The following is an 18,977-nucleotide window of genomic DNA, read 5'->3' on the forward strand; positions in this document are numbered from 1 at the left end:
CGGATTATACAAGTTTAAATAATCGAAACTCTTAGCTAGCCAAAGGCAATGCTTTAGTCACTTGAACCGTAATTGTCTCGGTGCTGGTTACGCCTGCAGCGTTGATCAGCTCAGCACGGTACGTGTACGTTCCGTTAGCGCGACCCGACAATTCAGTTGTAGCACTTTGGGAAGCTGGTGTTGCCGCGTTCAACGCTTGTGTATCAATTAATACATCATTCTCATAGAGACGGTATTCGGTTGCGTTTGTACCCCACCAGAGGTTCATGGATACGTTGTAATTTCCGTCACCATCCCAGTTGTTTTGGGACAACGTAGCTTTGCCTGGAGCGGCATTGGTTACTTGTACCGTCAGCACGTCACTGCGTGTTGTGCCTTTGTCATTGGTCAGCTCAGCTACATAAGTATACGTGCCGTTGGCTTTGCCTGTAATGGCGGTTTTGGAGGACTGAGCCGATGGTGAAGCCGCAGTCAACTTCTGCGTATCGATCAGAACGCCGTTCTCATACAGTTTGTACTCAGAACCGTTTTCACCCCACCAGAGGTTCATGCTTACGTTGTACGAACCTTCGAACAGGCCAGTGGTATATCCATTATCAGAAGAAAGCACCGGTTTACCCGGTGCTCCTGCAGCTGGAGTGGAAGGCACTTCGCCGCCACCTTGCTCTTCAGCAGGTACAAAATCATTCAAGCTTCTAGGTTTCAATTGATATACATCTTTGAAAATAGCGGAAACGCCTGTGATATCGATTTTGTCACCAGCAGCATAAGGGAAGGCAGTCTCCGTCACACCTGTACGGGTGTCTACACGGATGTGTGTGCTCGTTCCATCTGCTGCTACCGCGTCGAATTCAAAAGATCCAACTGGTGTAGCACTGATGATATTCTCAATCGTTACATTTTTCAATTGAACCAGTTGACCTTGGTTCGCATCTGTAATTGCAGTAACCTCGATTGGAGCAGGTACGGAAGCCGTACCTGTTTTCTCAATCGCAACGATATCGGTAAGCTCGAACTCGCTGTTATAGATGGTTGTTGCTGCTGTTACTTTCACCTTGTCACCAGCATGGAAGCCGCTAGTGTGCTGGAATACGTAGATTCCGGCAGTTTCATCTTGAAGATAGAAGGCTTGTCCACCAAATGCACCTGGCTCTGTCGTCACAACACCTTCGATGGTTACGGTAGTGCCAGCAGCTTTGGTACGTGCTTCAGCAACGGTGATAGCCGCTGGAATCGGTCCTTCTTCTTCCGGAAGCTGTTCTGCTGGCACATTGCCAACAGTCACGGCATTGGTGATCAGGTTGCTGCCATTCAGACGCAGACGCAAGCTGGCAGCGCCAGTTGTACCTGGTTTGATCCGGACGTTCAGATCTTTGATCCCGCGACCTTGGCTGTCCGAGGTTACACTGAATGTGGAGCTATACCCGTACGAAGTTGGCCAAGTACCACTTTCATTCTGGATCATGGCGACCTGTGTTCCGCCAGTCAGATAGATACCGGCACTATAACCGGATACGGTTGTGTTTGGAGCCATATTCTCCACAACTACACGAATCTGGAAGTCTTCTGCATTTGGAAGTGTATCCTGCTTCACGAAGCTGTAAGCAGCGTTTGCACTGGATGCAGGGCCACCATAAGAACCAGCCTTGAACGTGGAACGATCGTACCACTTATATCCGGCAGCAGGTGCGGACCAAGGTTCAGCCTGTGGTTCTGTGGAAGCAGCCGGCTCTTCGAATGGCAACAGCGCTGTAGCTGTGTCCAGTTCAAGTCCGTTCACTTCAGTTAGGCTTGTGTAGTTCTCTTGTGTAGCAAGCCAGTTTACGGTGTTCACGAGCAACACGGCATCATCGGCTTCTTTAAAACCGTCATAAGTTGTTTTGCGTGTGCCTGTCTCTTCACGCAAGTATTTTGGTGATGCATCTTCTACTGGAGAGGAGTCACCGATGAAGGCAGCTTTACCTGCGCCCAGCTTGGATACAGCCACGTAAGGACCTTCTTCAATCCCGCCGCCGTTGTAGACACCTTGGTCTACCGCGTTATTCCATTTTGCGTTGGTTTTTGGCAGGTACACAATACCTTTTGCCTTTTCCGGATCGGTGATTGCAAGTGTTGAACCGGCGTGCATGGCTACAGCCGATACGCCTTCTGTGATGCCGAAGGCTTGATCTGCCGGTACAACGATATTGGCGTTGATATCGCCAAGTGCGTTATAGCGGAATCGTACGCCAAAGTTATCGGACAACCAGTCCGAGCCGGTTACATTTTGCATCGCTTCAGAATTACGCTCATCGGTGCTCATACCTTTGGCCGGATCTTCGAATGCTCCCCGACGATAGCCGTTGATGACTTCAGAGCCATCCCAGCGGTTTTTATTACGGTCTGCATTATAGTGATCTCCAACAAAGAAGATGCTGCCGCCCGTTTCAACATATTGTTTCAGTGCTGCTTGTTCGGATGTTTTGAAAGGAATTTGAGGCTCTGCAATAACGAATACGTTATACTCTTTCAGATCATCATAGGTAAATGGAGTTGTCTTGCGAAGTTCTTTGACATAGTAACCATCATTGGCGAGTGCATTCCCGAAGTCGGAGAAACCTCCATCAATGACCCAGTCTGCAGCTCCAGCCGTCTGGCCGTGAGAGTTGTCGAACAATACTTTTTTACCTGCATTTTGGTTCACAACCTTTGCCTGGATGAACGGTGCCGGGTCTGTCGGTCCTTCCGCATGAACCGATGCATCTCCGTTCCATAATCCGATCTGAAGCGGCAAAGCCATGGACAATGCCAGGAGTGATTTTAAAACTACTCCTCGCATACCTGTTAATTTACCCAACCAAATCCCTCCCAAATATTAGTTGATTCATGAGTTCGTCCATATTCTACCACATGAAAATCTCACATAGTCATAACAATTTGTAAAAATTAACTCGATATTTGTAAAATTGGGTCTTTTGACATATCCATAGGTATTTCGGTCCCGTCATAATCCATTCATTTCTGCGTGCATATTGATTTTACGCAAATAAAAAGCCATCTCTTATGAGATGACTTTGGCCCGAATTCGATTGACGGCATGGAAGACAGAGGATTTAATCATGCCTTCACTGCGATTCACCAGCTCTGCCGTTTCCTTAATGGAGTATCCATGGATGAGGCGAAGTTCTAATATTTTACGATGTTCGGTGTTGTTAATATGGGAAACAAGATCATGAACACCTTCGCTAATTTCAAGGTGGGATGTATCGACGTGATGGGTAGGTACCTCCAGACGACTGTCTCGTCTGAGTGTACGGGTTCGCCTGCGGAAGCTGTCCATCGCCAGGTTACGGGCAATGCGTTTGAGATAATAGAGAATGCGATCTTCAGGGATATCCACGGTAACGTTCATTAGTCGAATGAAACAATCCTGTGCCAAATCTTCTGCATCTTGCGGTTGTTTGACGATATGGGATAGATACCTTGTGATTTCTGATTTATAGTTGATATAAGCATCATTAATTTGTGTGCTGTTCATATGATGTGAATCCCCCTTGGATACAGATCAGGCTTGGGTCCGGTCTGGTATGAGTCTCTTTATGATCCAAGTATATCGGGTGGTTGTTTCCAAAAGGTTCAGAGTTGTATCGGAGTTGTAACATTTCGTGCTTCCCTCTATTCAAGCATACGGCTTGGGATACAAAATAAAGGCAGATGAAGGAAATTCATAGAGCAGGGAGATTACGAAAGTATCATGAGACAAAAAGAGATTTTAATCATTGAGGACGAGGAGTCCATTCGCGATATTTTGTCCTATTCGTTACGTAAGGAAGGATTTGAGATCAAGGAAGCAGCTACGGGAAAAGAGGGTCTGGATCTGCTTCGGGATTCGAAGCCGGATCTGATCCTGCTGGATCTGATGCTGCCGGATATGAGCGGTTTTGATGTGTGCAGGCAACTATCTGTGAACTCCAAGATACCTGTCATCATGATCACTGCGAAGTCGGACATGCTGGACAAGGTACTTGGCATGGAGCTTGGGGCGGATGATTATATCACGAAGCCTTTTGATATCCGTGAGGTGGTTGCGCGCATTCGGGCGATTTTTCGCCGGATTGATCTGATCAGCGAGACACTGGAGAATCAGTCCTATGAGGTGGTAAGGCTAGGCAAGCATATTGAGATCCGCAAGGATGAACGGGAAGTGTGGAAAGACGGGGAACGGGCAGGACTCACGAATAAAGAATATGATCTGTTGTTATTTCTCGTGACCCATCATCGTAAGGTGCATACACGTTCTGAACTACTGGACAAGGTATGGGGATTTGATTTTGCAGGGGACACTCGAACGGTGGATATTCACGTGCAACGGATTCGCAAGAAACTGGATAGTGGTGTGCAAGGCATTTCGATGATTGAAACGGTATTCGGTGTGGGGTACAAGCTGAATATTCAGGTACAGACATGAAGTGGACGATCCAGTTCAAAATGGTGGTGCTATTCTCGGTCATTGTCTTTATCGGATTCTCCGTCCTGCTGATTCTGTCCAATAAGGTAGCTCAGGAGAATATGTACCGGGAAGTGCATGAGGATATGGTGCAATCCAAAAGAAATCTGGACATCGCGCTGAATCAGTACTTTCTGATACATAACAAACGCATGAGCAGAGACTCGCTCGAAGCAGGGAGTCGCGAGCTCGCGGAGCAGATTGGATCAGCCGTTGGTGGGGAGATTATAGTATATCGCCCCGATGCTTCGCCATACGGATCTGTTGGCAGCGAGGTTAACGTCGCTAAGCGGTCTGACCATCCTGATGTGGAGGAAGCCATACATTCCCGAATTGCTTACACCACAGTTGTGGATAAGGGCCATGTCACAGCCAGTCTGTCCTTCCCGCTCCAGATGGATCAACAATTGATTGGAATTGTGCAGTTGGAGAAGGATTACACCGACTTGTACAAACGCAATCTCCGGTTCCAGAATACGATCAAGCTGTTTGCAGCGGTTATTTTCGTATTTGTATTTATCGCATCCATCTTTATTTCCCGGAAAATTACACAACCCATCCGTGTACTGACGAAACGTTCTGCGGAAGTGGCCCAGGGAAGTCTGAATGCGGATATTCAGATTACAACCAAGGATGAGATTGGTGAACTGGCTTCAAGCTTCACCGTCATGATTGATCGGGTTCGGGAGCAGATTGATGTGATTGAGCGAGAGCGAGACGAAGTGAAGCAAGTACAGGCGAGAAGCAAAGTCTTTTTTGACAATGTGACGCATGAATTGAAGACACCCTTAACGACGATTCTGGGATACGCCCAGATTTTACGGGATAACGGATTTACCGACCAGGACTTTTTTGACAAGGGCATGAATTATATCATCAAGGAAAGCCAGCGTCTCAACACGATGGTTGCGGATATTCTGGAGGTCTCGGTCTCCTCTGCGGTCATTCAGGCATACCGGTTCGAACGTATCGATATATCAGATATTATTCGTGAAGCTTGTGAGGACATGTCGATTAAGGCGAGCAAGTACAATATAGGCATTCACTATGAGTTGGAGGAACATCAGTATTTACAGGGAGATCGGGATAAGTTGAAGGAGGTTTTCCTCAACATCCTGGATAATTCGGTCAAGTACAGTGATGTGAACTCCATTATCGAAGTACAATCCTTCCGGTTAGGTGATTCCATTGCTATTGTGATCCGTGATCAGGGGGAAGGAATCGGTGCTGAAGCGCTCCAACATGTATTTGAACCCTTTTACCAGGATAAAGGAATCAACAGGGCCGAGAAAGGCAGTGCCGGGCTGGGTTTATCTATTGTGAAGAACATCGTTGAGCGTCATGGAGGAACAGTGGAGATGAAGAGCATCATGCGGGAAGGGACACAAGTGAATATCAGTCTTCCGGGGGAAATGAACGCATGAGACATCCTGGATTTTGGCGTAAAAACCGTGACAGATTGATGCTGTCAGGGTTGTTGATCGCATTTGTCAGCGGGATTTTTGGGATTGGGAGCCTGTTCAGTCTCGGAAATCTCAAACCAAGAACGGTGATTTTGCCAAGTGAGCAGTTCAACAACCGTCTGGCACCACCACCGAGCAGTACGATTCAGATCGAGTCGGCTACCAAGATTCCAAATGACTTTGCGATCTTTGATTTTGAAGTGTTAGACCGGAATACGATTATATTTAATCAGCCGGAATTTTCCTATTCAGGGCTCAAGTTGTCTCTCCTGCATCTGGATGATAAGGAAGTGAAGAACATTGCGGCTAATACGGATTACGGTGTAACGATCAGCCCGGATCACAAGAAAATCATTTACTCCCAGTATCGGGCAGGTCAGACGCAGAAGACAACGTATGAGTATATAATACAGAGCGGGGAACGTCGCAAGCTTCCGTACGACAACTCGTATTATCGAGTGTTTGTAGGGAACGACTCCTACATCGGTCAGGATGATCTGTTATTTAAACAAGTTGATCTGAGCCAGGGGACGAGTCATGTCATCTACACGTATGAAGAGCTGATGAGCATGTTCACAGGACCAAAACAAGGGAAAGGTTCGAGTGATACGTTTATCGTTATGGATGTGTTGCAGGTCAGTGAGGATCACCAACAGTTTTATATACTGGTGATGCTGAAAGACAAGTATGCTATCTATCGTGTATCGCTTGAGGATGAGCATGAAGTGAAGGCGTATGCTGCAATGGAAGACATCCAACAGTACAAGTTGCTGAAAAATGGTGACATGCTCATCCAGGGAACGATGAATAAGGTACAGGGGCTGTATCGGTATCACGCAGCAGAGGAGCAGTATGATCTGTTATTACAAGGTTCGATCTGGAGCTTCGATCTGGATGCAGATGAATCCCGAATAGCTTACTTTTTCCCGATGGACAGTCAGAATCAGAAGAATGAGTTGCATGTTGCCTACCTGAATGACAGCAAAATTTCGTCGGATACGGTGATCTATCGCAATATTGATAACTTCATCAGTCTGAAATGGAATGACGATGAATTATTTGCTGTAAGCAGCTCAGTGGATAAAAGTGAAATGTACCGCTTTAGTTTCAGAGCCTGGTAAGCTGCGGAAGGTATACGAATATAAGACCTTGGTCTGATGGAGCGATAGCTGCTCTGTGGACAAGGTCTTTTTTTGTTATGACATGTTACAAGTTGGATACAACTCGGGCCAGCCCGGATACATCTCCACCCTATAATGATAAGGGAATGTGCTACACGAATCTATACATACAAGTTCAAAAAAACTGGTTTTCAGTACCGAGAAGATGGGATGAAGCTAGAAATGGAGTAGCAGAGCGTAGGGAAAACTACGTGAGCAACGGACATTTCGGCTGAATTCTATATTCGATGTTGATGATGTCATTAGACATCCTTCGTAATCAAAAGCGGGCTTTTTTGAACAACCTCTGTACATATTTAGCAAGTAGAAAGGAAGACATGTAGTAATGCTTCAAGTTGAACAATTATCTCACTCGTTCCGCAATGGCCAGGGAACCGTGCCGGTGCTTCAGGATATCAACCTGACGATTGGAGAAGGCAAGATGGTAGCCCTGCTGGGCAGTTCTGGTTCGGGTAAATCCACACTGCTGAATCTGATGGCGGGGCTGATGAAACCGGATCAGGGCAAGATTCTAATTGCGGGACAAGATATTGTACGTTTCAGTGAAAATCGCCTGGCTGAGTTCAGGCGCAGTCATATCGGGTTTATTTTTCAATCCTATGAACTGCTGTCCAATCTTACGATCCGGGAAAATGTAGAGTTACCCTTGGTATTTATGGGGATAAGCCCTTCGAAACGCAAAGCAAAAGCATTGAAGCTGCTGGAACAGGTTGGACTGGGTGAAAAAGCAAAATTGTTCCCGTCCCAGTTGTCAGGCGGTCAACAACAACGTGTCAGTATTGCACGTTCGCTCATTACCGAACCCTCGGTGATCTTTGCAGATGAGCCAACGGGAAATTTGGATACCGAGACGGAGGAAGAGATTATTGCGATTTTGCAGCAGCTTAACCGGGATATGAATACAACCTTTGTCATTGTGACACATGAAGCAGAGGTCGCGGAGCAGATGCAAGTTGTGCTTACACTGCAACATGGAATATTGGTTGAAGAGGCTGTAAGGGAAGTTTGAGGCAAAAGGAGAGGAAATGTGAGAATACGGGATGTAGCACGTATGGCCTGGGGACAGATCATTCGCAGAAAAATGGTCACACTGCTGTGCATGATGGGGTTGTCCATCGGCTCTGCCGCCATGATCATTGCACTTAGCGTGGGGCAGTCCGTACAGACCTATAGCGAGAAAACATTGAACGACAATTACAAGATGGATGAAATTACGATTACGCCCAATGAAGGCATACGTACTGGGAACGGCAAGGGGAATGGTCAGACATCGAAGTTTGAACGGGGAGCATTGACGTTGGAAAAGATTCAGATTATCCAAAGACTTCCTCATGTTGTTGCCGTGGCTCCCATGTTAAAGCTGGATTCGCTGGAAATGGTGCTTCCGGATGGTCGCAGCACGTATGTTGAGGTCATTGGTACCCAGCTGGAGACCCTGGGCGGGTTTGGATACAACTATGCTGAGGGACGTGGGGCAGAGGATGGTCGTATGGCGGTAACCAGTTATGGGGCTGCATTTGGACTCGTGGACCCCAAAGTAACTCAGAAGTTATTTGAGCAGTTGAATGCTGATCCATATAACAACGAGCTTTTGGAACAGTTTACGGAAATGTCCGCCAAGCAGGATCAGCTGGTTCAGCAGCGTATTCAGTTTCGATATGAAGATTATGCGAATGCGAGCAAAACCAAAATGAGTGGTTCTATACGCGTGTCTGGAGAACTGATGAAGCCTTCCAACATGGATGAGATGAGCGCTCAAAACGATAAAAAAGTATATCTGCCGCTCGATACAGCTCGTGCATTGCAGGATGAGCTTGGATTACAGCAGGCCGACAGCAGTGCGGCCAAGCATCTTAACTCAGCTCTGGTCAAGGTTGAGGACAAACGTTATGTATCCCAGGTGGAAGAACAGATTAAAAAGCTGACGTTAAACACACAGAGTAATCTGTTCCAAGAGGAAGCGATGGCAGGTCAATTGGCGATGTACCAAAAAGCGGCATTGGGGATCGGTGGTTTTATCATGCTGCTGGCCTCATTATCCATTATTGTAGCGATGATTATGTCTACGCATCAGCGTCGTAAACAGATTGGTGTGATGAAGGTGCTGGGCGCAAATCTGTGGCAGATCCGTCAGATGTTTATTACGGAAGCAGCGATGCTTGGATTAATGGGCGGCGTGGCTGGTGTGGGGATCGCCTTTGCTGCCCTCGGCGGGGTGAACAGTCTGCTGGCGAGTCAGATGGCAGATCAGATGAATGGTCCGATGACCGTCGTTATTCAGCAGTCGGCTCTGCCACTTGGCATCGTTTTTGCTATTCTGGTTGGCATTGTATCAGGTATATATCCGGCAATCAGCGCATCTCGGACCAATGCATTAACTGTGATCAAATCAATGTAATTTTATCAGCGAAAGGGAAATTGGGCACATGAAGAAATGGATTAAAATTATCATCACCGTTGTACTTTTGGCAGGTGCAGGGTACTGGCTGTATGAAAAGTACAAGCCAAAACCGGAGGCGCCTATAGAGATTCCACCCCCGATTACCTTTGATGTGACACAGGAAACGATGACGCAAACGATACAGGTGAAAGGGAAATCCGTATACACCGATCAGACGGATATCTTCGCTCCGTATGCTTCCAACATCAAGCAGTGGCACGTGAAAAGTGGTGAGCAGGTGAGCAAAGGCGATATCCTGTTTACCCTCGATACTTCCACGTTACAAACGGAAGTAGAACAGTTGCAGAGTGATCTGGAGAAAGCTCAGCTGGAAAACAAGATGAATCAGGTTACCCTGGATCAGGCGAATATGAGTGAGACCCTTGGCGTGACGGAAGAGGAGCGCAAGAAGGCATTTGCAGATCGGGAAGGTAAACGCCTGACGAATGAATTGAATCAAAAAGCGTTGGCCCTCAAGGAGAAGGAGATACAGAAAAAGCAGGCAGTAATAAGTAAGTCTGTTGTGTATGCTTCCGCATCCGGTATATTTCAGATGAATGAAGAGGATAGCAAGACACGTGCGGTGACGGAAGGACAGCTGATCGGGTCGATTACAAACATCAGCAAACTGAAATTTATGACGATTGTTGGTGAGGAAGAAATGTTCAGGCTCAAGGTGGGCATGCCAGTTAAGGTGCGAATGACAGCGCAGAAAGACCTGCAATTCACCGGGAAGGTGAGTAAGGTGTCCAAATTCGCCCGCAAGAGTACCGATACGGACCTCAAGCAAGCTTCACAGTTTGACGTGGTCATTGATCTGAAGCCGGACGCCAGGATGTATGGAGGCGTGAGTCTGGAAGGCGATATCGAGACAATGCGGAAGGATAAAGTGACGGTAGTGTCAAGCCTCGCGATCATGCGGGATCAGACCGAGCCTTACGTACTGTTAGACAAAGGCAATGGACAGACCGAGCCGCTGACGATCCAGGCTGGAATGGAATCGGGGGACAAGACGGAAGTGGTTAGTGGCTTGAAACCGGGAGACATTGTCGTTTTGCCTTAGATGTAGGAATATAAGAACAAGACATTATATGTAGTGACTAGCTAGACGAGCGGGTTAATTCGGCATTGAAAAACACGAGGTTCATTGTGGCAGATTGCCACGATGGACCTCGTGTGTCTTTTGGAGCAAGGGATGTCCAGATTCCTGCCTGAATTATGGAAAAAAATATAATTAAATTTATATAATTCAATTTACAGTAAAATTTACATGTCGTATAATCAGAACATAAGGAGGTGACACCGAACATCATGTTTGTAGATGGATAGGCGAAGACCTTTTTTTAACCGTTTGAAGAAAGCGCTTACCCAATTTAGGATTCAGACATCCCATAAGTCATTGTTCACACTTCTTCATGTCTAACACACGTTCAACCACACCCACCATATTATACTCATTCACATGATTCGCCCTCACACACCATTTGTTTGCTCAAGATTCCAGTTATACAACCATTTCTTTTGGAGGTGATACAACCAACTCATCCGAACGTTCTCTTCGTGCTAAGCATCATAATGACACAGAGGATCAGACATGAGTACAACCCAATCTAACTAAAGGAAAGGTGGAACTATGAAGACTAAATTGAAAACCAAATCAAGAGGTAAGAAGATCCTGCGCAAAGGTGTAAAGCAAATGTTGGCAGCAACGCTGCTCGCGGCGGGGATTTTCCCTGGACTGTCTCCCGGCTTGGCTCAGGCGGCTGAAGCACATGTGGATAATCCATTTGTAGGGGCAACGGCCTATCTGAATCAGGACTATTCAGCTCTCGTGGATACATCCATTGCACTGACCAACGATGCGTCGTTGAAGGCCAAGATGGAGACCATCAAATCGTATCCAACCGCAGTATGGGTTGACCGGATTGCTGCAATCTATGGCGGTACGGACAACGCTGGTCGCAAAAGTGTAGAGCAACATCTTGATGCCGTTCTCGCTCAAAAGAAACCGGGTACACCAATAACGGCTTCATTTGTTATTTACAATCTGCCCGGACGGGATTGTCATGCACTTGCATCGAATGGTGAGCTTCCACTAACACAGGCGGCACTGCAGATCTATAAAACGGATTATATTGATGTGCTCGCAGATATCTTCGCAGATCCGAAGTATCAGGATATTCGTATTATTGCTGTCATTGAACCGGACAGTCTGCCTAACCTTGTGACCAACCTGAGTACACCAGCTTGTGGTCAAGCCAGCTCAACAGGTATCTATGAGGCGGGTGTGAAGTATGCATTGGACAAGCTGCACGCCATTCCAAATGTGTACAACTATCTGGATATCGGCCACTCCGGCTGGCTTGGATGGGATAACAACCGTTCTGCAGCAGTCGCGCTGTATACAAGTGTTGTGCAAGGAACAGCCGCAGGTCTGAGCAGTGCAGATGGCTTCATTACAAACACAGCGAACACCACACCGCTGGGGGAGCCAAACCTGTCTAACCCTGATCTCAATATCGGTGGACAACCGATTAAATCTGCCAAGTTTTATGAGTGGAATCCTTATTTTGACGAAACCGATTTCACTGCTGCGCTGTATGCCGATTTCGTACAAGCTGGCTGGCCAAGCAGCACAGGTTTCCTGATTGATACTAGCCGGAATGGGTGGGGCGGGGTAGACCGTCCAGCATCTGCTACGGGCAGCAACATCAACGATTATGTGAATTCTGGACGTGTAGATCGCCGGGAGCATCGGGGGAACTGGTGTAATGCCAGTGGTGCAGGTATTGGTGAAGCACCTAAGGCTGCACCAGGACCAGCGCATCTGGATGCTTATGTATGGGTGAAACCTCCGGGTGAATCCGATGGCTCCAGCTCCGAAATTCCGAATAACGAAGGCAAAGGTTTTGACCGGATGTGTGATCCAACCTTCACAACTCGGGATGGTGTATTAACAGGTGCATTGCCTAATGCTCCGGTATCGGGTCACTGGTTCCATGATCAATTCGTGGCACTGGTGAAAAACGCATTCCCTGTACTTCCTGCAAGTAACGGTGGAGGTAATCCTCCGGGCGGAACAACAGCTCCGGCAGCACCAGCAGCATTGACAGCTTCTGCCGGTAACGCTCAGGTCTCCTTGACGTGGACAGCTTCTACAGGGGCTACAAGTTATAGTGTGAAGCGGGCACTGAGTGCATCAGGTCCATTCACAACAGTTGCAGCTAATGTAAGTGGAACATCTTACAGCAACACCGGTCTGATCAATGGTACAACCTATTATTATGTGGTAACGGCAACAAATGCAGTAGGTGAAAGTGTTAACTCTGCAACAGCAACAGCTACACCTGTTGCAGGTGTAACGGCGCCAGCTGCACCGACTGCTCTCACAGCAACTGCAGGCAATGCGCAGGTGAGCCTGACGTGGACAGCTTCTACAGCTGCAACAAGTTATGATGTGAAACGCGCACTGAGTGCAACAGGTCCGTTCACAACGATCGCGGCGAATGTGAGTGGTACGTCCTACACCAACACTGCCCTGACGAACGGCACAACGTATCATTATGTGGTAAGTGCAGTGAATGCAGCAGGGCAAAGTGCCAATTCCGCTGTAGCTTCCGCGACACCTCAAAGTGTCGTTGTACCAACGAGTGATCTTGTCGTGCAATATCGTGCTGGAGATACCAATGCTCAAGATAGCCAGATCAAACCGTATTTCAACATCAAAAATCTGGGTAGTACTGCTGTGAATCTGAGTGATCTGAAGATCCGGTATTACTTCTCCAAAGAAGGCTCGGCTGCGATGGATTCTGCCATCGATTACGCTCAAGTTGGCGGAGCCAATATCCAGCGGACCTTCACAGACTCGTACGTTGAGCTGAGCTTCACATCTGGCGCTGGCAGCATTCAGGCTGGTGGACAGACTGGAGACATCCAGCTTCGCATGTACAAAACAGACTGGTCTAACTTTGACGAGACTAATGACTACTCTTTCGATCCAACGAAAACATCCTACCAGGATTGGAACAAGGTAACACTCCACCAAGGTGGAAACCTGGTATGGGGTATGGAGCCTTAAACTTTATTTGTAACTGTCTTAACCGCGATCCTCTGTGTGTTAGAGGATTGCGGTTTTTTGTTATGCATTACAATTGTCATTCTAGATTGAAGTTCTCACATGAAAATGTATTTAGAATCGCTTGAAGATCCGTAATTAGGATGTGAGAGCGGATATATTAAGCTGGGCTGTCCTCAGGTCATGAAAATGATCAAGAGGAAGCCCTATTTCTGTTCTAACGAACAGAGGGCACGCTATTTAGTTGAATTGATGCAGTTGAAAATTCTAACGAATTGTAGACACGCTATTCAGTAATTTGGGTGGGTTTTGCCCCGTTTAGACCCGATTTGGTCCAAATAAGGTTGCTGAGATTCGTTAGGATTCGTTGTTGGAGTTTAACGCCCCAATAGGGTGTTTGAGATTCGTTAGAAAAACTTGGCGGTGAGCTTAAATCATCCTTACGACTGAAGCGTCATCGGGTTGATATTCCAAATGACTCCTAAAAACACTGATTATTAATCGTTTTGGACGGATATTTGCCTAGGGTCTGGCAGACAGGATGTCTATAATAGAACCCGATGGGCGGGATCACCTCGCTCGGATTGGAAAGAGAATGGAAGGGGGACCGCACTCTGGTAGTCGGGCAAGCTGATTTCTCTTTTTTAATTTTGTAAGCGTAATCATTTCGGGTTGAAACCTTCTTTCGAAGAAGGTCTGTGTGGATTATCGAACGTCTAATCATCATCGATGTGTACAAGCGTTACCCATTCTGTCTCAAGGAGCGTGAAGGTGGATGAACTCAGAAACAACAGCGCCGGTACATAAGGGATCGGTGTCAGGTCGGCAATCCGGTCGCAGGAAGGCTCGTATGCCACTTGCAGCCAAGGTGCTCTCTTCGGCACTCAGCGTAGCTTTGCTCATTGGAGGAACCGCTGGGATTACCGGAGCAGAAGCTTCGAACGGTAATGGGGCGACGGAGGCTGGCCTGCAATCACATAAGGGGGACAGTCACGTGAAAGAGATTCAACTGGAATATCTGGATCGGGGTTTGGTGGCTGCATCGACATCTGAAGGTGTTTTTCTCAGTTGGAGATTGCTTGGTGACGAGGCCACAGGGTATAGCGACAAAGGGCTGACAGGTACGGACTTTAACGTCTATCGTGATGGCAAAAAGATCGCTACCGTCACCGACAGCACCAACTATGTAGATGCCGCGGGCAAATCTTCTTCCCGTTATGAAGTGGCAGCGGTGAACAAGAAGGGGAAGGAGAGCAAACGCAGTGCATCCGTCAAACCTTGGGCGAACGGGTATGTGGACATTCCACTGCAAAAACCCGCCGATGGTGTGACGCCTGCGGGAGAAGCTTATACGTATTCCGCCAATGACATGAGTGTGGGTGATGTGGATGGGGATGGTCAATATGAGTTTTTCGTCAAATGGGACCCTTCCAACGCCAAGGACGTATCGCAAAAAGGATACACAGGTAAAACCTACATTGATGCTTACACCTTGGACGGTCAGTTGTTGTACCGGATCGATCTTGGGGTCAATATCCGTGCAGGTGCTCATTATACACAGATGCTAGTTTACGATTTTGACGGAGATGGCAAGGCCGAGATGATGTTCAAGACCGCTCCGGGCACGAAGATTATCAAATATAACAAAAAAGGAAAAGTGACATCCGAGAAGTACATCACACTTCCGAAGCAGGATCGCAAGGCAGGGTACTCAAACGAAGATGATTATCGCTTGAGTGCTGATGGGTACTACGATCATATGGTGGATATGTTCAGAAACTGGCATAAGCACGACGAGGTTGTGAAGGGGAACTGGCCTGCGACATTAGAAGAAGCTTTTGGAATCGAGAAAAAATATAATTACCCATTATCTCAGCAGGATGCCGAAAGTCTGGCCGACTACTTCATTGATGTGTACGCGGTAGAACGCAGTAACCGCAATGAGCTGCGCAAGTTTGAAGGTTTTATCGTGGATGGACCCGAGTACGTTACGGTATTTGAAGGTAAATCGGGCAAAGAGCTGGAGACCATCCCATATGAACCCGAGCGTCATGATGATGGCCTGATGTGGGGCGATTATGCCATGGCACGGATCGAACCGGGCAATCGAGTGGACCGTTTCCTAGCCGGAGTGGCTTATCTGGACGGCAAGAAGCCGTCTGCAATCTTTGCACGCGGATACTACACACGTTCGACGATGGTTGCCTACAATTGGGACGGCAAGAAACTGAAAAAGGAATGGAAAGTGGACAGCGGTTGGACGCCGATGAAGAACCCATTCAATGACGGACCGCACGGCGTAGATGGTACAGATCCGCAGTACGGCTCCATTACAACTCAGGGAGCGCACTATTTCAGTGTGGCGGATGTGGATGGTGACGGCAAACAGGAGATTATCTATGGCTCCGCCACGATTGATCATGACGGCAGCGTGCTATACAGCTCAACAGACCTGATGCCTGCCGAAAGTGCTGCACCGGGAACCATTGCCCGTCTGGGTCATGGGGACGCACTTCATGTGGCAGATATCGACCCGGATCGTCCGGGACTTGAAATTTTCATGGTTCACGAGGGTGGTCCGTGGGCGCCATACGGCTACTCCCTGCGTGATGCGAAGACCGGAGAAGTAATCTATGGTGGGTACACGGGGAAAGATACCGGTCGCGGCATGGTGGGTGATGTTGATCCGACTCGCCGTGGGCTGGAGACATGGGCTGTAGGTTTGTGGACAGCTAAGGGTGAGAAAATCAGTGATCAGGCGCCGGGCACAAATATGAATATCCGCTGGGCTGGTGATATGACGACACAGATCGTTGATGGTGCGATTGATGTTACACCAACCATCAAAGACTGGAATCGTGGCACGTTGCTGACGGCAACAGGCACATTGACCAACAATCACACCAAAGGTACACCTTCTCTTGTAGCTGATATCTTCGGGGATTGGCGGGAAGAGATGCTGGTGAGAACCACCGACAGTTCAGCGATTCGTATCTATCTGAGTACCGAGAAGACAGACCGCAAGCTGTACACGCTGATGCATGATGCGATGTATCGTGTGGGCATTGCCGGACAGAACAGTGGATACAATCAGCCGTCCTATCCGTCCTTCTACATGGCATCGGATATGGACTGGTCGAAAGTAACGCTACCTAAGTTCTACACACCAGGTAAGGGCGGAAAGTAAGCAGGCCGGAGTAATAATAGCTAACAATAGCAACATAACATGTGTTCATGATCAGGATATAACGTAACGCAGCGTCGTTAGTTTTAAGCGTTGGCATCGAAGCTTGGAAGCTCTGGAATTCCCATGTGTCTCGCACATGGGGTTTCAGAGCTTTTTTCACATAAGGATCTGCGGATAAAGCTTGGCGTTTGCTCAGCCATCCATGTTACGTCATTTTTTTACATCGTTGGAGTCTAGATGCTCGGTAGAAGCGAACGCTTTAATTGTGCAGTTTCCTTGATCATGGATCAATGTGGTGATGGAGCACTCGGGGATCAATTGGTTCTGCATAGCTATAAAATCGGAATGCCAGACGTTAAGCTCACGCTCGGTAAAGGTTTGCACCAGAAAATCAGTAATAAGTCCACCATGTGTAACCACAATAATGTTACTGTTCTCTGGCTCTTCATTAGCTAATTCGGTTAGGAGGGAGGCCAGACGTTCACCAGCCTGTTTGGCCGAGTCTCCCACGGGTGGAATGTAATCTGGCTCAGACGTACATCGATCCCACATCGCAATGAATTCTTCGAATGTCTGATCCGGGTAATCGCCCCAATTGGCACGTTCGCGCAGGCGAGGATCTTCGGTTATATGAAAACGGGTGTGGCGGGCAATCATACTTGCAGTTTCTCGGGCCCGTTGAAGTGGGCTGGTAAGGATTTTAGTAACGGGAAAGATAGCTCTGGCAAAATGAAGTGCTGTGGCTTCGGCTTGTAAAGCCCCTTCGGCAGTGAGGGAGACATCCCCGATTCGTCGTTCTTTGAAACCATGTCTCACTAGATGAAAGGTGGTACTCATGAGTGGAAACCTCCTTAAGTATAGACAGTTTACACAAAGGATTAGATAGTATACTAATTATATATTTATCTAATTAAGTAATGCAATGATGGTTTTAACGAAGACAGTTTATATTCAACCTACAGAATTGCTACAATGGAGAAAAGTGAGGATTGATCGTGTAGAAATGGGGGTATGGACATGAGCATCACAAAGCGCTGGACAGGAAGCCTGTATCAGGAGGCATTGCGAACAGAGGATTGCGGGCCGCGTTTCTACGCGTACTATTACAAGCAGTGGTACAACTATCGTATGTCCTATCACCATCATGATTCCACAGAGATCATGTATATTATTTCGGGAATGTGCCGGGTGGATGTGCAGATGCCGGATGGGAGTTCAGAGCAGGCCGTTTTGAAAAAAGGGCAGTTCATTATGCTCGACGCAGGTGTCCCGCACCGTTTGCTGGTGGAAGATGGTGTCCCTTGCCGGATGCTCAATGTGGAGTTTGGTTTCTCCACCTCGTCTCCCGGACAGCTATCCATCCGCCAGCTTGCGCTGGAAGAGGAAGAAGTCCACACTCTACTCACTAATGCTTCTCCATATCTGGTACTGCCTGACCCGGAAGAAGTGTATCATATTATGAAAAGTCTGGTGCTGGAACTCGATCAGCGTGGTCTACTGGAGCAAGGAAGAGCGCCCACGTCAATGAGGATTATTCCACCTGAGGAAAGGTTGCATCACCGCGAAGCCCGGAATCTCTCGTCCCCGGAACAGGGTATGCTGGTGCGTACACTGTTTATTCAGTTGCTGGTCCGTGTTGCACGTCTGCGCGGAGAAATGAGCCGGAGTGCGCCAGATCAGGCGGAGCTGTATGTCAAACGAACCATTGAATTCATGCATCACAATATGGATCGCAACATTCAGATGAAGGATATCGCGGCAGCAGTCAATCTGCATCCTAGCTATTTACATCGTATTTTTCGTCAGCACACGCAGCGCACACCTACCGACTACCTGACGATGCTTCGCATGGAAAAGGCCAAGATGCTGCTTCAGCAGACGAATATCCCGATTTCGGAAATCTCTGACTATGTTGGAGTAGGCAGTCGTCAGTATTTTCATATGTTGTTCAAAAAATATACAGGTCGTACGCCGGTTGAATTTCGCTCCTCTATGGAACGACATGTCAGTCAGTACCCGTCCGATGAATGAGCCGATTGCAGTTATTTCGAATACAACTGGATTATTGGAGCTAGCGCGTAAAAGTTAGGATTTTTGACAACAAGATCTTGAACAGGTCATGATTTTGATAACGCTTCCCTATAT

General features: G+C 47.6%; 12 protein-coding genes. 9 read left to right on the forward strand and 3 right to left on the reverse strand.

The genetic code is table 11. The annotated features are described in order from the left end of the window. Window positions 1-31: 31 nt before the first annotated feature. A complete protein-coding gene (locus MKY95_RS05490) occupies window positions 32-2,779 on the reverse strand; it encodes a DUF5689 domain-containing protein (protein ID WP_339199912.1) in 2,748 nt (915 codons plus the stop codon). Between the two features lie 261 nt (window positions 2,780-3,040). Further along, complete coding sequence (locus MKY95_RS05495; RefSeq protein ID WP_036606312.1) at window positions 3,041-3,517, reverse strand: RNA polymerase sigma factor; 477 nt, start codon at window positions 3,515-3,517, stop codon at window positions 3,041-3,043. Window positions 3,518-3,733: 216 nt separating this feature from the next. Between MKY95_RS05495 and MKY95_RS05500 the strand changes: the two genes are divergently transcribed. From MKY95_RS05500 to MKY95_RS05535, 8 genes are all read left to right on the forward strand, one after another. Beyond that, the gene (locus MKY95_RS05500) at window positions 3,734-4,447 is read left to right on the forward strand and encodes a response regulator transcription factor (protein WP_036606313.1); all 714 of its coding nucleotides are present in this window, start codon (window positions 3,734-3,736) and stop codon (window positions 4,445-4,447) included. Next, window positions 4,444-5,910 carry a HAMP domain-containing sensor histidine kinase gene (locus MKY95_RS05505; protein WP_339197449.1) on the forward strand — a complete coding sequence of 489 codons (1,467 nt, stop codon included), beginning with the start codon at window positions 4,444-4,446 and terminating at the stop codon, window positions 5,908-5,910. The genes MKY95_RS05500 and MKY95_RS05505 overlap by 4 nt, the downstream gene beginning before the upstream one ends. Then, the gene (locus MKY95_RS05510) at window positions 5,907-7,070 is read left to right on the forward strand and encodes a hypothetical protein (RefSeq protein ID WP_339197451.1); all 1,164 of its coding nucleotides are present in this window, start codon (window positions 5,907-5,909) and stop codon (window positions 7,068-7,070) included. The genes MKY95_RS05505 and MKY95_RS05510 overlap by 4 nt, the downstream gene beginning before the upstream one ends. 385 nt (window positions 7,071-7,455) lie before the next feature. After that, complete coding sequence (locus MKY95_RS05515) at window positions 7,456-8,139, forward strand: ABC transporter ATP-binding protein (RefSeq protein WP_076319402.1); 684 nt, start codon at window positions 7,456-7,458, stop codon at window positions 8,137-8,139. An 18-nt stretch (window positions 8,140-8,157) separates the two neighbouring features. Beyond that, window positions 8,158-9,528: an ABC transporter permease gene (locus tag MKY95_RS05520; protein WP_143781110.1), complete on the forward strand. Its 1,371-nt coding sequence runs from the start codon at window positions 8,158-8,160 to the stop codon at window positions 9,526-9,528. A 28-nt stretch (window positions 9,529-9,556) separates the two neighbouring features. After that, a complete protein-coding gene (locus MKY95_RS05525; RefSeq protein ID WP_076319403.1) occupies window positions 9,557-10,633 on the forward strand; it encodes an efflux RND transporter periplasmic adaptor subunit in 1,077 nt (358 codons plus the stop codon). Between the two features lie 570 nt (window positions 10,634-11,203). After that, window positions 11,204-13,648: a glycoside hydrolase family 6 protein gene (locus tag MKY95_RS05530; protein WP_179088686.1), complete on the forward strand. Its 2,445-nt coding sequence runs from the start codon at window positions 11,204-11,206 to the stop codon at window positions 13,646-13,648. Window positions 13,649-14,495: 847 nt separating this feature from the next. Further along, window positions 14,496-16,832, forward strand: a complete 2,337-nt coding sequence (locus MKY95_RS05535; protein ID WP_339199914.1) for a rhamnogalacturonan lyase — start codon at window positions 14,496-14,498, stop codon at window positions 16,830-16,832. A 210-nt stretch (window positions 16,833-17,042) separates the two neighbouring features. On the opposite strand, the gene MKY95_RS05540 is transcribed toward MKY95_RS05535, so the two are convergent. Then, a complete protein-coding gene (locus MKY95_RS05540) occupies window positions 17,043-17,669 on the reverse strand; it encodes a histidine phosphatase family protein (RefSeq protein WP_339197455.1) in 627 nt (208 codons plus the stop codon). Window positions 17,670-17,849: 180 nt separating this feature from the next. Here MKY95_RS05540 and MKY95_RS05545 point away from each other — a divergent pair, with 180 nt between their 5' ends. Next, a complete protein-coding gene (locus tag MKY95_RS05545) occupies window positions 17,850-18,863 on the forward strand; it encodes an AraC family transcriptional regulator (protein ID WP_339197457.1) in 1,014 nt (337 codons plus the stop codon). Window positions 18,864-18,977: the final 114 nt, after the last annotated feature.

Origin of the sequence: Paenibacillus sp. FSL P4-0176 (genome assembly GCF_037975265.1) — a bacterium.
GTDB lineage: Bacteria > Bacillota > Bacilli > Paenibacillales > Paenibacillaceae > Paenibacillus > Paenibacillus amylolyticus.